The organism is Leclercia tamurae (assembly GCF_025566055.1).
Lineage (GTDB): Bacteria > Pseudomonadota > Gammaproteobacteria > Enterobacterales > Enterobacteriaceae > Enterobacter > Enterobacter tamurae.
Map to the genome: position 1 here is coordinate 75,686 of NZ_JAMHKS010000075.1, position 14,909 is coordinate 90,594.

General features: G+C 56.7%; 14 protein-coding genes. 12 read left to right on the plus strand and 2 right to left on the minus strand.

Annotated features, from left to right (window positions below):
* Window positions 1-50: 50 nt before the first annotated feature.
* The 11 genes from ndk to M8318_RS15010 all read left to right on the plus strand — a co-directional run bounded on the left by ndk (window position 51) and on the right by M8318_RS15010 (window position 12,255).
* Complete coding sequence (gene ndk, locus M8318_RS14960; protein WP_106994604.1) at window positions 51-482, plus strand: nucleoside-diphosphate kinase; 432 nt, start codon at window positions 51-53, stop codon at window positions 480-482.
* Between the two features lie 169 nt (window positions 483-651).
* Window positions 652-1,818: a bifunctional tRNA (adenosine(37)-C2)-methyltransferase TrmG/ribosomal RNA large subunit methyltransferase RlmN gene (locus tag M8318_RS14965; protein ID WP_262663370.1), complete on the plus strand. Its 1,167-nt coding sequence runs from the start codon at window positions 652-654 to the stop codon at window positions 1,816-1,818.
* A 292-nt stretch (window positions 1,819-2,110) separates the two neighbouring features.
* Window positions 2,111-3,109: a cytoskeleton protein RodZ gene (gene rodZ / locus M8318_RS14970; RefSeq protein ID WP_262663371.1), complete on the plus strand. Its 999-nt coding sequence runs from the start codon at window positions 2,111-2,113 to the stop codon at window positions 3,107-3,109.
* Window positions 3,110-3,139: 30 nt separating this feature from the next.
* Window positions 3,140-4,258 (plus strand): flavodoxin-dependent (E)-4-hydroxy-3-methylbut-2-enyl-diphosphate synthase, encoded by a 1,119-nt coding sequence (gene ispG, locus M8318_RS14975; protein ID WP_225758291.1) that lies wholly within the window; start codon window positions 3,140-3,142, stop codon window positions 4,256-4,258.
* A gap of 91 nt (window positions 4,259-4,349) precedes the next feature.
* Window positions 4,350-5,624 (plus strand): histidine--tRNA ligase, encoded by a 1,275-nt coding sequence (hisS, locus tag M8318_RS14980; protein WP_106994608.1) that lies wholly within the window; start codon window positions 4,350-4,352, stop codon window positions 5,622-5,624.
* 13 nt (window positions 5,625-5,637) lie between these two features.
* Complete coding sequence (locus M8318_RS14985) at window positions 5,638-6,258, plus strand: YfgM family protein (RefSeq protein WP_262663372.1); 621 nt, start codon at window positions 5,638-5,640, stop codon at window positions 6,256-6,258.
* 10 nt (window positions 6,259-6,268) lie between these two features.
* Window positions 6,269-7,447 carry an outer membrane protein assembly factor BamB gene (bamB, locus tag M8318_RS14990; protein WP_262663373.1) on the plus strand — a complete coding sequence of 393 codons (1,179 nt, stop codon included), beginning with the start codon at window positions 6,269-6,271 and terminating at the stop codon, window positions 7,445-7,447.
* Between the two features lie 110 nt (window positions 7,448-7,557).
* Window positions 7,558-9,030 (plus strand): ribosome biogenesis GTPase Der, encoded by a 1,473-nt coding sequence (der, locus tag M8318_RS14995; protein WP_166183342.1) that lies wholly within the window; start codon window positions 7,558-7,560, stop codon window positions 9,028-9,030.
* 300 nt (window positions 9,031-9,330) lie between these two features.
* Complete coding sequence (locus tag M8318_RS15000) at window positions 9,331-10,884, plus strand: peptide MFS transporter (RefSeq protein ID WP_262663374.1); 1,554 nt, start codon at window positions 9,331-9,333, stop codon at window positions 10,882-10,884.
* Between the two features lie 62 nt (window positions 10,885-10,946).
* Window positions 10,947-11,981 carry a Gfo/Idh/MocA family oxidoreductase gene (locus M8318_RS15005; protein WP_262663375.1) on the plus strand — a complete coding sequence of 345 codons (1,035 nt, stop codon included), beginning with the start codon at window positions 10,947-10,949 and terminating at the stop codon, window positions 11,979-11,981.
* Between the two features lie 52 nt (window positions 11,982-12,033).
* Window positions 12,034-12,255 carry a zinc ribbon domain-containing protein gene (locus tag M8318_RS15010; protein WP_262663376.1) on the plus strand — a complete coding sequence of 74 codons (222 nt, stop codon included), beginning with the start codon at window positions 12,034-12,036 and terminating at the stop codon, window positions 12,253-12,255.
* On the opposite strand, the gene M8318_RS15015 is transcribed toward M8318_RS15010, so the two are convergent.
* Window positions 12,252-12,602: a protealysin inhibitor emfourin gene (locus M8318_RS15015; protein WP_142486688.1), complete on the minus strand. Its 351-nt coding sequence runs from the start codon at window positions 12,600-12,602 to the stop codon at window positions 12,252-12,254. The genes M8318_RS15010 and M8318_RS15015 overlap by 4 nt on opposite strands.
* A complete protein-coding gene (locus M8318_RS15020) occupies window positions 12,603-13,622 on the minus strand; it encodes a M4 family metallopeptidase (protein WP_262663377.1) in 1,020 nt (339 codons plus the stop codon).
* A gap of 156 nt (window positions 13,623-13,778) precedes the next feature.
* Here M8318_RS15020 and M8318_RS15025 point away from each other — a divergent pair, with 156 nt between their 5' ends.
* Window positions 13,779-14,909, plus strand: coding sequence for an MFS transporter (locus M8318_RS15025; RefSeq protein ID WP_262663378.1), 1,131 nt, complete (start codon window positions 13,779-13,781; stop codon window positions 14,907-14,909).

The following is a 14,909-nucleotide window of genomic DNA, read 5'->3' on the forward strand; positions in this document are numbered from 1 at the left end:
CATATATTTCGCATGAATGCAAAACAACAGAACAAATCACAGAGGTAATCATGGCTATTGAACGTACTTTTTCCATCATCAAACCAAACGCGGTGGCAAAAAACGTTATTGGCAGCATCTTTGCTCGCTTTGAAGCGGCAGGGTTCAAAATCGTTGGCACCAAAATGCTGCATCTGACCGTTGAGCAGGCTCGCGGTTTCTATGCTGAGCACGAAGGTCGCCCATTCTTCGACGGTCTGGTTGAGTTCATGACCTCTGGCCCAATCGTGGTTTCCGTGCTGGAAGGCGAAAATGCCGTTCAGCGTCACCGCGATCTGCTGGGTGCAACCAACCCGGACAACGCGCTGGCCGGTACCCTGCGCGCAGATTACGCTGACAGCTTCACCGAGAACGGCACCCACGGTTCCGACTCCGTAGAATCTGCTGCACGCGAAATCGCTTTCTTCTTCGCAGAAGGCGAAGTGTGCTCACGTACCCGTTAATTTAACGGTTTCGTTTACACATTATTTTCGTAAATGCCGCGTGCAAACGTGGCATCCCTGCACCAGACTTTGTACAATGCAACGCCCCGGATGAGCAGACTGCTTTCCGGGGCGTTTCTTTTCAACCCTCCACGGGCCATAACGTGTAACAACGAGGCCGGAATATATTATGTCTGAATTAGTTAATACCTCCGAAGTCGCCATTCCTGCGGTTCCAAATAAAAATGGAAAAATCAACCTGCTGGACCTGAACCGTCAACAGATGCGCGAGTTCTTCAAAGAGATGGGCGAGAAGCCGTTTCGTGCCGACCAGGTCATGAAGTGGATGTATCACTATTGCAGCGACGATTTTGATGACATGACTGACATCAACAAAGTGCTGCGCAACAAGCTGAAAGAGGTCGCGGAAATCCGCGCCCCGGAAGTGGTGGAAGAGCAGCGTTCAGCTGACGGCACCATCAAATGGGCGATTGCCGTAGGCGATCAGCGCGTTGAAACGGTCTATATCCCGGAAGAAGACCGCGCCACGCTGTGCGTCTCTTCCCAGGTCGGTTGTGCGCTGGAGTGTAAGTTCTGCTCCACGGCGCAGCAGGGCTTTAACCGTAACCTGCGTGTGTCGGAAATTATCGGCCAGGTCTGGCGTGCGGCGAAGATCGTCGGCGCGGCAAAAGTGACCGGCACCCGTCCGATCACCAACGTGGTGATGATGGGGATGGGCGAGCCGCTGCTGAACCTGACTAACGTGGTTCCGGCCATGGAAATCATGCTCGATGACTTCGGTTTTGGCCTGTCCAAACGTCGCGTGACGCTCTCTACGTCAGGTGTTGTGCCTGCGCTGGATAAGCTCGGCGATATGATTGACGTTGCGCTGGCGATTTCGCTGCACGCGCCGAACGATGCCATCCGTGATGAGATCGTCCCAATCAACAAGAAGTACAATATCGAGACCTTCCTGAACTCGGTGCGGGGCTACATTTCGAAGTCCAACGCTAACCAGGGGCGCGTCACCATTGAGTACGTCATGCTGGATCACATCAACGACGGCACCGAGCATGCGCACGAGCTGGCCGCGCTGCTGAAAGATACGCCGTGCAAGATTAACCTGATCCCATGGAACCCGTTCCCGGGCGCGCCGTATGGCCGTAGCTCGAACAGCCGTATCGACCGTTTCTCCAAAGTGCTGATGGAGTATGGTTTTACCACTATCGTGCGTAAAACCCGCGGCGATGATATTGATGCCGCCTGTGGTCAGCTGGCCGGTGAAGTTATCGACCGCACCAAGCGTACGCTGCGTAAACGTATGCAGGGCGAAGCGATCGACATCAAGGCCGTGTAATTATTATGCAGTCACGGCGCATTATCTGCGCCGTGGCAGCGTAAGATGCGAATAAACAGTCATTGCACCGGTGTATTGATAATAATTACGGTGCGTTTTATATGACTTTAAGGCAGTATGTAACGACGCAACAACAGTTTAGCCTTACTGACAAGCCGCTTCTGTCAACGAAAACCTGACAGTGTTGTGCTGTCTTACTAAGGTTAACTGACCAGAAGTTTCGCGGTGCGGGTGGCATTGTGACTCACCGGCGCCAGAATCCTCAATTTTCACGTACCAGTAGTTGTAGCGAATGAATACTGAAGCCACTCACGACCAAAATGCAGCACTTTCCACTGGCGTTCGTCTTCGCAACGCCCGTGAACAACTCGGACTAAGCCAGCAAGCCGTTGCGGAACGCTTATGCCTGAAGGTTTCCACGGTCCGCGATATTGAAGAAGATAAGGCACCTGCCGAACTTGCTTCAACGTTTCTGCGTGGTTATATCCGCTCTTATGCGAAACTAGTGCATATTCCAGAAGAAGAACTGCTGCCGATGATGGAAAAACAGGCACCGGTCAGAGCGGCGAAAGTCGCGCCGATGCAGAGTTTTTCGCTGGGCAAACGTCGTAAAAAGCGTGATGGCTGGCTGATGAGCTTTACCTGGCTGGTACTGTTTGTGGTTATCGGCCTGACGGGCGCCTGGTGGTGGCAGAACCACAAAGCGCAGCAGGAAGAGATCACCACCATGGCCGACCAATCCTCCGCCGAGCTTAACGGCTCGGCAGGTGAGGGCGCGCAGAGCATCCCCCTGAATACTGACACTGCGGCAAGCAACAGCGAACCGCAGGTACCTGCGAGTGAAACCCCAGCTATGACAACGGCGCAAAACAGTGCGCCCGTTGCCGGACAGGCCGCGCAAGCGCCTGCTGACAACGCCGTGGTTTCGCCTTCTCAGGCTAACGTTGAGGCCGCACCCGCTGCCACTGCGGATAACACCGCCCAGCCTCTGCCCGCCGATCCGGCTGGTGTGACGGCTGCTCCGGCCGACCCGAACGCGCTGGTGATGAACTTCAACGCCGACTGCTGGCTGGAAGTGACCGACGCGACCGGCAAAAAGCTGTTCAGCGGTCTGCAGCGTAAGGACGGCACGTTAAATCTGGCAGGCCAGGCGCCGTATAAGCTCAAGATTGGTGCTCCGGCAGCGGTCCAGATCCAGTTCCAGGGTAAACCTGTCGATCTGAGCCGTTTTATCAGAACTAACCAGGTTGCGCGTCTGACCCTCAATGCCGAACAATCAGCAGCACAGTAAGTAACAGACAGGCAACGCGGGAGATTTTCCATGCATAACCAGGCTCCTATTCCACGTAGAAAATCGAAACGTATTTACGTCGGGAATGTGCCAATTGGCGATGGTGCTCCCATCGCCGTTCAGTCGATGACCAACACTCGCACCACTGACGTGGCAGCGACGGTCAATCAGATCAAAGCGTTAGAACGTGTAGGCGCAGACATTGTCCGCGTTTCCGTGCCGACAATGGATGCGGCAGAAGCGTTCAAACTCATCAAACAGCAGGTCTCCGTTCCGCTGGTTGCCGATATTCACTTCGATTACCGTATCGCGCTGAAAGTCGCGGAATACGGCGTTGATTGCCTGCGTATCAACCCTGGCAACATCGGCAGCGAAGAGCGTATCCGCGCGGTGGTCGATTGCGCCCGCGACAAAAACATCCCCATCCGTATCGGCGTGAACGCCGGTTCGCTGGAAAAAGATCTGCAGGAAAAGTATGGCGAACCGACTCCGCAGGCGCTGCTCGAATCGGCCATGCGTCATGTGGATCATCTCGATCGTCTGAACTTCGACCAGTTCAAAGTCAGCGTTAAAGCCTCGGACGTTTTCCTTGCCGTTGAATCCTATCGTCTGCTGGCGAAGCAGATCGATCAGCCTTTGCACCTCGGGATCACCGAAGCAGGCGGCGCGCGCAGCGGTGCGGTGAAATCAGCGATTGGCCTCGGTCTGCTGCTGAATGAAGGCATTGGCGACACCCTGCGTGTCTCGCTAGCCGCCGATCCGGTGGAAGAGATCAAAGTCGGTTTCGATATCCTGAAATCGCTGCGTATTCGCTCCCGTGGCATCAACTTTATCGCCTGCCCGACCTGTTCACGTCAGGAGTTCGACGTCATCGGTACGGTGAATGCGCTGGAGCAGCGTCTGGAAGACATCATCACCCCGATGGACGTTTCGATTATCGGCTGTGTGGTGAACGGTCCGGGTGAGGCCCTGGTGTCGACGTTGGGCGTCACGGGTGGCAACAAGAAAAGTGGTCTCTATGAAGATGGCGTCCGCAAAGATCGTCTGGATAATAACGATATGATCGATCAGCTTGAAGCCCGCATTCGCGCCAAAGCCACCATGCTGGATGAAGCGCAGCGCATCAGCGTGCTACATGTAGAAAAATAACGTGATGGGAAGCGGTTCGCTTCCTGTGTATGATTGAACCCTTCGGTTATGAACCCCAGGGTTCATTTTTGTCTATAGAAAGAGAACAAACGTGGCAAAGAACATTCAAGCCATTCGCGGCATGAACGATTATCTGCCTGCCGAGACCGCCATCTGGCAGCGCATTGAAGGCACCCTCAAGCAGGTGCTCGGCAGCTACGGTTACAGCGAAATCCGTTTGCCGATTGTAGAGCAGACCCCGTTATTCAAACGCGCTATTGGTGAAGTCACCGACGTGGTTGAAAAAGAGATGTACACCTTTGAGGATCGTAACGGCGACAGCCTGACCTTACGTCCGGAAGGTACGGCGGGATGTGTACGCGCCGGCATCGAGCATGGTCTCCTGTACAATCAGGAGCAGCGCCTGTGGTATATCGGCCCAATGTTCCGTCACGAACGCCCACAGAAAGGCCGCTATCGCCAGTTTAACCAGCTGGGTGTCGAAGCCTTCGGTCTGCAAGGCCCGGATATCGACGCAGAGCTGATTATGTTGACTGCCCGCTGGTGGCGCGCGCTGGGTATCGCTGACCACGTCTCCCTGGAGCTGAACTCCATTGGTTCTCTTGAAGCGCGTGCAAACTACCGCGATGCGCTGGTGGCCTTCCTCGAGCAGCATAAAGAGAAGCTGGACGAAGACTGCAAGCGTCGTATGTACAGCAACCCGCTGCGCGTGCTGGATTCCAAGAACCCGGACGTGCAGGCCCTGCTGAACGATGCGCCTTCCCTGGGCGATTATCTGGATGAAGATTCACGCGAGCACTTTGCCGGTCTGTGCAAACTGCTGGAAGCTGCGGGTATTGCTTATACCGTCAATCAGCGCCTGGTACGTGGTCTGGACTACTACAACCGCACCGTGTTTGAGTGGGTCACCACCAGCCTCGGTTCACAGGGAACAGTCTGCGCGGGTGGTCGTTATGACGGCCTGGTAGAGCAGTTAGGCGGCCGCGCGGCACCGGCAGTCGGTTTCGCTATGGGCCTCGAGCGACTTGTTTTGTTAGTTCAGGCAGTTAATCCGGAATTTAAAGCCGATCCTGTTGTCGATATATACCTGGTGGCCTCAGGCGCGGAAACGCAGTCTGCGGCAATGCAGCTTGCCGAACGTATGCGCGATGCGCTGCCAGCGGCTAAGCTGATGACCAACCACGGCGGCGGCAACTTTAAGAAACAGTTCGCCCGTGCCGATAAGTGGGGCGCGCGTATCGCACTGGTGCTTGGCGAGTCAGAAGTGGCTAACGGCGAAGTGGTAGTGAAGGATCTGCGCTCTGGTGAGCAAACAACGGTAACGCAGGACGGCGTTGCGGCGCACTTGCGCACTCTACTGGGCTAAGGAGAAGGACTGCGTGGAAATGTACGAGAACGAAAACGACCAGGTTGATGCGATTAAACGCTTCTTTGCTGAAAATGGCAAAGCGCTGGCTGTTGGGGTCATTTTAGGTGTTGGCGCCCTGATGGGCTGGCGTTACTGGAACAGTCATCAGGTCGATTCTGCGCGTGGCTCCTCCTTACAGTATGAAAATACCGTGAGCGCCATTCAGGCCGATCAGCCCCAAACCCTGGCGGCGGCAGAGAAATTTGCCGCAGACAACAAAAACACCTATGGTGCCCTGACGTCGCTGGAAGTGGCTCAGCAGTTCGTTGATAAAGGCGAGCTGGATAAAGCAGCAGCCCAGCTGCAGCAGGGTCTGGCAGCCGCAGGCAACGACAACCTGAAAGCGCTCATCAATCTGCGTCTTGCCCGTATTCAGGTGCAGCAGAAGAAACCAGACGACGCGTTGAAAACTCTGGACTCTGTCAAAGGTGAAGGCTTTGCCTCAATCGTTGCCGACCTGCGTGGCGAAGCACTGCTGAGCAAGGGTGACAAACAAGGCGCGCGCAGCGCATGGGAGGCGGGTGTTAAAAGCAACGCCTCACCCGCGCTGAGCGAAATGATGCAGATGAAAATAAATAATTTGTCCGTCTGAGAGGGACCCGATGCAATTGCGTAAATTACTTCTGCCAGGACTGCTTTCCGTTACGTTATTGAGCGGCTGTTCACTGTTCAGCGGCGAAGAAGATGTTGTCACCATGTCTCCACTGCCGACGGTTGAAAACCAGTTTGCGCCGTCTACTGCCTGGAGCACCTCCGTTGGTGACGGTATTGGCGACTTCTACTCCAACCTGCATCCGGCTTCTGCGGACGGCGTGGTCTATGCGGCTGACCGCAAAGGCACGGTAAAAGCCGTAAACGCCGATGACGGCAAAGAGGTGTGGTCGATTAATCTGGCTGAAAAAAGCGGCTGGCTGTCACGTACCCCGGCTCTGCTGTCAGGTGGTGTGACGGTAGCCGGTGGGCATGTCTATATCGGCAGCGAGAAGGCACAGGTCTATGCCCTTAACGCCAGCGACGGTTCCATTGCCTGGCAAACCCGCGTTGCCGGCGAAGCTCTCTCCCGTCCGGTCGTCAGCGACGGCATGGTGCTGGTGCATACCGCCAACGGTCAGCTGCAGGCGCTGAATGAAACTGACGGTGCGGTGAAGTGGACCGTTAACCTGGATATGCCGGCGCTCTCCCTGCGCGGTGAGTCTGCGCCAGCTACTGCGTTTGGTGCGGCCATTGTTGGCAGCGATAACGGTCGCGTTAACGCCGTATTGATGCAGCAGGGCCAGCTGATCTGGCAGCAGCGTATCTCTCAGGCAACCGGTCCGACCGAAATCGACCGTCTAAGCGATGTGGATACCACCCCGGTTATCGTCAATGGCGTTGTCTATGCTCTGGCTTATAACGGCAACCTGACTGCGATGGATCTGCGTAGCGGCCAGGTGATGTGGAAACGCGAGCTGGGCTCGGTGAACGATTTCGTGGTAGATGGCAACCGCATCTATCTGGTCGATCAGAACGATCGCCTGCTGGCGCTGAACACCGATGGCGGCGTGACGCTGTGGACGCAAAGCGATCTGCTGCACCGTCTGCTGACCGCACCGGTGCTGTATAACGGCAGCCTGGTGGTAGGTGATAGCGAAGGCTACATGCACTGGATTGACCCGAGCAACGGTCGTTTTGTCGCCCAGGATAAAGTCGACGGCTCCGGTTTCCTGACCGACCCGGTAGCGGCTGACGGCAAACTGCTGATCCAGGCAAAAGACGGTACGCTGTACGCGATCACGCGTTAATCACCGCGGTTGTAGTATACTCAACGGCTCCTGTTGCTTCAGGGGCCGTTTTGATTTTTTAAAAAACGCCGCAAACGCGACGTGATATTGAATTTTATGAGGCTTTAATCATGGTACCTGTGGTCGCGCTTGTCGGGCGCCCGAACGTTGGAAAATCCACTCTTTTTAACCGTTTAACACGCACCCGTGATGCGCTGGTTGCGGATTTCCCGGGGCTCACGCGTGACCGTAAGTACGGTCGTGCAGAAGTGGAAGGTCGTGAATTTATCTGTATCGATACCGGTGGTATCGACGGTACAGAAGACGGCGTTGAAACCCGCATGGCGGAACAATCCCTGCTGGCGATTGAAGAAGCGGATATTGTGCTGTTTATGGTGGATGCACGCGCGGGCCTGATGCCTGCCGACGTTGCCATCGCCAAGCACCTGCGCTCACGTGAAAAATCCACCTTCCTGGTGGCGAACAAAACGGACGGTATCGATCCCGATCAGGCGATGGCCGATTTCTGGTCATTAGGCCTGGGCGATATCTACCCGATCGCCGCCTCTCACGGTCGTGGCGTAACCAGCCTGCTGGAAACCGCGCTGCTGCCGTACGTTGACGAGATCAACCCGCCGGAAGAGGTCGACGAAGACGCCGAATACTGGGCGCAGTTCGAAGAAGGCGAAGAGGGTGAAGAGGAGCCGGAAGACGACTTCAACCCGCAGGATCTGCCGATCAAGCTGGCCATCGTCGGTCGTCCAAACGTCGGTAAGTCAACGCTTACTAACCGTATTCTCGGTGAAGACCGCGTGGTGGTATACGACATGCCGGGCACCACCCGCGACAGCATCTACATCCCGATGCAGCGTGACGAACGTGAATACGTTCTGATCGACACCGCGGGCGTGCGTAAGCGCGGTAAAATTACCGATGTAGTTGAGAAATTCTCGGTAATCAAAACCCTGCAGGCGATTGAAGACGCCAACGTGGTGATGCTGGTTATCGATGCCCGTGAAGGCATCTCCGATCAGGATCTCTCCCTGCTCGGCTTTATCCTCAATAGTGGGCGCTCACTGGTTATTGTCGTCAACAAGTGGGACGGCCTGAGCAACGAAGTGCGTGAGCAGGTCAAAGAGATGCTGGACTTCCGTCTGGGCTTTATCGACTTTGCCCGCGTTCACTTCATCTCAGCCCTCCACGGCAGCGGCGTGGGTAACCTGTTTGAGTCCGTACGCGAAGCCTACGACTGTTCAACGCGTCGTGTCGGTACCGCGATGTTGACCCGTATCATGACCATGGCGGCAGAAGACCATCAGCCACCGCTGGTGCGCGGTCGTCGCGTGAAGCTGAAATATGCCCACGCCGGCGGTTATAACCCGCCTATCGTGGTGATCCACGGTAACCAGGTGAAGGATCTGCCAGATTCTTACAAACGCTATCTGATGAACTACTTCCGTAAATCGCTGGAAGTGATGGGCACACCGATCCGTATCCAGTTCAAGGAAGGGGATAACCCGTTTGCTAACAAACGTAACACCCTGACGCCGAACCAGATGCGTAAGCGTAAGCGTTTGATTAAACACATCAAGAAAAGCAAATAATCTTTGCTGTTCTGCTGAAAAACCCGCGCCCGTCGCGGGTTTTTTTATGCCTGAAAGGAACGAATAATTATTGATGTGATGTCAATCACTATTCATGTTTATCCAACATAAAATCTAAGAAATAAGACGATTGTCGAACTTTCGTCTTTTGAGGGTGCTTCAGGGGCTGGACAAAAGTTGCCTTAGGTTATCAAATGGTTAAATAACATTTCGCCGGATGTAAAAAAGCCACCCAATCGCTAACCGGGCGGCTGACTTCCGGTGTTAACAAGCAACACGACACGTCATCTCAGGAGAATTATGCAATCCTCTGTTAATAAAAACGAAAGCCGAACTTTCTTCGGCCATCCTTATCCGCTCGGCGCGCTGTTCTTCACGGAGATGTGGGAGCGCTTCTCGTTTTACGGTATTCGTCCGCTGCTGATCCTGTTTATGGCGGCCACTGTCTATGACGGCGGCATGGGGCTGGCGCGTGAAAATGCCTCCGCTATCGTCGGCATCTTCGCCGGGACCATGTATCTGGCCGCGCTGCCGGGCGGCTGGCTGGCGGATAACTGGCTCGGCCAGCAGAAAGCGGTCTGGTACGGCTCAATTCTGATTGCCCTCGGCCACCTGTCGATTGCGCTGTCCGCGGTGATGGGCAACAACCTGTTCTTTATCGGCCTGATGTTTATCGTCCTCGGCTCGGGCCTGTTCAAAACCTGTATCTCGGTGATGGTGGGCACGCTGTATAAGAAAGGCGATGCGCGTCGTGACGGCGGCTTCTCGCTCTTCTACATGGGCATCAACATGGGGTCCTTTATCGCGCCGCTGATCTCCGGCTGGCTGATTAAATCCCACGGCTGGCACTGGGGCTTTGGTATCGGTGGCATCGGGATGCTGGTGGCGCTGGTTATCTTCCGCCTGTTTGCCGTGCCGTCAATGAAGCGCTACGACAGCGAAGTGGGGCTGGATTCCACCTGGAACAGCCCGGTGGCGAAGAAAAAAGGCGTTGGCGGCTGGTTACTGGCCCTGGCGGCGGGTATCGCGATTATCGTGACCCTGATTGCCCAGGGTGTGATTGTCATTAACCCGGTTGCCGTGGCCAGCGTGCTGGTTTATGTCATTGCCGCCTCGGTGGCGCTCTACTTTATCTGGCTGTTCATGTTTGCCGGTCTGAACCGTAAAGAGCGCGCCAGGCTGCTGGTCTGCTTTATCCTGCTGGTGTCGGCGGCCTTCTTCTGGTCTGCATTTGAACAAAAGCCGACCTCGTTTAACCTGTTTGCCAACGACTACACCAACCGCATGATCGGTGATTTTGAAATCCCGGCGGTGTGGTTCCAGTCGATTAACGCCCTGTTTATTATCCTGCTGGCGCCGGTCTTTAGCTGGGCCTGGCCGAAGCTGGCGAGCAACAACATTCGCCCGAGCAGCATCACCAAGTTCGTGATCGGTATTCTGTGTGCGGCCGGGGGATTTGGCCTGATGATGCTGGCGGCGCAGAACGTTCTCAGTAACGGTGGGGCGGGTGTATCGCCGTTCTGGCTGGTGGGCAGTATCCTGATGCTGACCCTCGGTGAACTGTGCCTGAGCCCGATTGGTCTGGCGACCATGACCCTGCTGGCCCCGGAGAGAATGCGCGGTCAGATGATGGGCCTGTGGTTCTGTGCCAGTGCCCTGGGCAATCTGGCGGCGGGCCTGATTGGCGGTCATGTGAAGGCCGATCAGCTGGATATGCTGCCGGATCTCTTCGCGCGCTGCTCCATCGCACTGCTGATTTGTGCCGCTGTCCTGATGGTGCTCATTGTTCCGGTGCGTCGTATGCTGGAAAATACGCAAACTAAAACTGAGCCGAAACCGGTAACTAACGCCTGATATCCGCCCGACCTGGCCGGGGCGTGCGTTACGCTCCGGCCTTGCCAAAACAGAGGTGATACATGCAGATAGGGTTTGTTGGACTTGGCGCGGTGGTTGAAACCGCCTACTTACCCGCACTACAAAACACCTTTGGCGCCTCCCTCCGCTGTCTGGGGTTTGATATTCAGACCGCCAGAACCCTTGATGGCATCACGCGCAGTCTAACCCTCGCCGACCTGCTTGCCTGGCCCCTCGATACGCTGTTTATCACCACCGCATCGCTGCAGCACCTTGAGGTGCTTGAGCAGGCCCTGGCGTCCTCCATCCCGCGTATTGTGGTCGAAAAGCCGATTGTCGCCACCCTTGCTCAAATCGACAGACTGAAAACGCTTCTGGCGAGACCAGAGGTGGCCTCCCGCGTGCTGGCCCTCGATCACTGGATGGCGCGTATTAACCTGGTGCAGCTGGGGTTGGTCAGGGACTTTGCGGATATCGCCAAAATTGACGGTTTTTTACAGGAGCCGAGCGGGTTTAACGCGGCAGGGGAGCCCATTGCGCTCAACTTTGCCACCGGCGAACCGGACACCCGCACGCTGCGTCATCCTGACGGGGTGATCCTCGATATTGGTACGCACGTGCTGGCGATGATACGGGAGACGGTGCGTTACCTCGGCGGAGACGGCGATATTGCCCTGCATGTGGTCACCGCCAGAGATCGGCTGGGACGCGATATCGCCAGAGGCGATCTGACCACCGCGGAAGGCGAGGCGCATCTTCAGGGGCAAGTCAGCGGCGTGACGGTGGAGATCTGGCTCAACAAATATGCCGGACCGTCCGGAGTACAAAAAGGGCTGCGACTGCATCTGCGGGATGGACGCGTGATTAGCCACGATCGGCGCGGGGCGGAAGATGTGCTTGAGCTAATGGATGGCGACAAGGCTCAGTCGTGGCGTTTTGGTGGCACGATCTATGAGCGTTGTCTGGCGGAGCATATTCTGGGGGAGCACAGTCTGTTTGAGCGTGATCCGGACGAGGTAAGCCGCACGACGCAGCGCAGACTGGAAGAGGTGGAGCTGCTGCTGACATTACAGCAGCAGCTGCGTGGCCCCCACTGAACGCATCGTGTTACCATCAGTGCAGAGCTGAATGTCCTTCAAAGGAGTCATCATGTCGATTACCTGCCCGGATTGTCATGCAGAGCTGGAGCCGCAAAACGGCGTGGCGCACTGCGAGAATTGCAACAAAGATATCGCCCTGGAAGCGCGCTGCCCGGAGTGTCATCAGCCACTCCAGGTGTTAAAAGCCTGTGGTGCGGTGGATTATTTCTGCCAGAACGGCCACGGTCTGATGTCGAAAAAGCGCGTGGCGTTCGTCAGGGCTGACGCTTAATCGCAGACGCAGCCTTCGCCTTTCTGCCAGAGCTCGACCAGCGACTCTGGCGCTTCCTGCTCGGGAACCAGCACAATGATGTCGGTGTATTGCGCCTGATTGTGCCGGGTCCAGATGATCTGGATACGAAAATAGCGCTGGTCGCCGCCGCCCGGTGACGACCGCTGGCCGGGCGGCTCTCCCCGTGGAATAGCCTGCTCCAGTATGTTCACCACGCGCTGGCGCTGCGCGCTGTTAAGCGTCGAGAGCGCGATTCGCCGCAACCCGCTGAGATGAGGAATATAGGCCACACCACCTTCACGCGCCAGCTCGACCACCGCGTCATCCGTCAGTTCCGGAACCTGCATTTACAACACTCCCACCTGTTTCCAGGCTTGCTCTATGGCTGCGGCGACGTCACCACCCGATCGCTTTTCACCATGTGCCACCGTCAATTTCGCAAAGGCGTCAAAATCTGCATCTTGCGCCAGCTGTCGATCGCAAACCGTGTCATACCAGGCATAACCGGCTTTCTCCCAGGCATAGCCGCCAATGGCCGTCGCGGCAAGATAAAACGCGCGATTAGGAATGCCCGAATTAAGATGCACGCCGCCGTTATCTTCGCGCGTTTTGATAAAGTCTTTCATATGCGCGGGCTGCGGATCTTTACCGAGCAGGGGATCGTCATAGGCGGTTCCAGGTTCTGACATCGATCGCAGCCCTTTGCCATTAATCCCCTCGGCCAGCAGGCCTTCGCCAATCAGCCAGTCTGCCTCATTGGTGGTTTGCTTAAGGTGATACTGCTTCACCAGCGCGCCGAAAACGTCTGATAACGACTCGTTCAGCGCACCAGACTGTTCAAAGTAGATAAGCCCGGCTTCCGTCTCAGTGACGCCGTGGCTCAGCTCGTGGGCAACTATGTCTATGGCGATAGTAAAGCGGTTAAAAATCTCGCCATCCCCATCGCCAAATACCATCTGCTGCCCGTTCCAGAAGGCGTTCTGATACTCCCGGCCATAATGGACGGTACCGGTGAGGATCAGCCCTTTGTTATCGAGGGAATCGCGCTGATAGTTTTTCCAGAAAAAATCATGGGTGATGCCCAGATAATCGTAGGCTTCGTCCACCGCCACGTCGCCGTTAGAGCGCTGCCCCTCATAGCGTACCTGGGTGCCCGGCAGCTCCTGAGTCTGCCTGGCGTCGTAAATGTCCCGCTCCAGCTGTCCGGCTTTATTCACGTGCGGCGCGGCGGGTTTCCCCGGCATGTGGGCCATCAGCGTCTGGACATGGGTCAGGGTCTGGCGGGCGCAGCGCTGCTGCGGCTCAGAGCCGCTCTCAATAATACGGCGAAGGATATAGGGCGGGATCACGCTAAAGGTTCGGGTCATGCGTCTCTCCTGTTATGGCAATGCCGAAAAAAGCAACAGCTTAAGTGTATGCCATAGCGGCGAAACGGCAGGCAAGTCGGACAAATCGCGGGGTGAAAAAGTGGCGCAACCGCCGCGCAGGGTTTAGGTTTTTAACGACCTGATACGAGGAACGGCATGAAGAAAAACCTGGCTCTGGCAATCACCGGATTTGCCTTAATCGCCGTCACCTATGGGATGGCGCGCTTTTCATGGGGCATCATGCTGCCGGATATCCGGCAGGCTGTCCCTTTCTCCACCCAGGCTGCGGGCCTGATTGCCGCCTGTAGCTACGGGGCCTATTGCCTGTCGGTATTTTTCGCCTCGCTTCTGACGCAGCGCTTCGGGCCACGCTTCCCGGCCGTTCTGGCGGCTTTAACAGCGGCGGCCGGGCTGCTGATTCTGGCCTTCGCCCCTTCGCCGCCGGTGCTGGCCGCGGGCTTGTTTATTGCCGGCCTGAGCTCTGGGCTGGCGTCTCCCGCCCTTGCCGGGGCCGTGAGCGTCGGGGTTAACCCCGAGCGGCAAACAGAGGTGAACACCGTCATTAATGCCGGGACCAGCGGGGGGATCATCCTGTCTGTACCGGTGCTGTTTTTTGTGCCGGGAGGCTGGCGGGTCGCCTGCGCGATCTTTGCCCTGCTGGCGTTAGCCTCGCTTATCCCCGTCTGGCGCTATCTGCCCCGCACGGGAAGCGCGGGCGAAGTGGCGCCGGGCTGGCGTAGCCTCATTCATCAACCGGGGATGATTCGGCTGTCTACTGTTGCGCTGGTCAGCGGCATCGCCAGCGCCGCCTGGTGGAGCTTTGGCCCCGAGCTTTTACAGCGTCATACGGGGCTGAGTGACGCCAGCACCAACGTCCTGTGGCTGGTGAGCGGCGGGGCAGGGGTGGCCGCGGTGTTCACCGGTAGCCTGGCGAAGCGCATCGGCATGCGCGGGGTCTATCGTGGATCGCAGATCTTTATGGCGGTGTCGCTGATTGCCCTGGCCCTGAGCAACGGTTTTGCCTGGTGGCTGGTGCCGGTAGTGGCGATGAGCGGGGCGGGATATGTGATTTTATCGGGGGTGCTGCTGGTGCAGGGGGCACGGGTAACGGAGCCTTCGCCAGCGGCAGGGGTTAGCATTGCCTTCCTGATGCTGGCGGTCGGCCAGATTATCGGCTCGGTGCTTTTCGGTCAGCTGTATGGATTTATCGGCGCGGTAGGGGCGCTGCTGGCGTTCTCCGCGCTATCGCTGGTGATGCTGGCGGTGGTGCCTGACGCCCGGACGTAA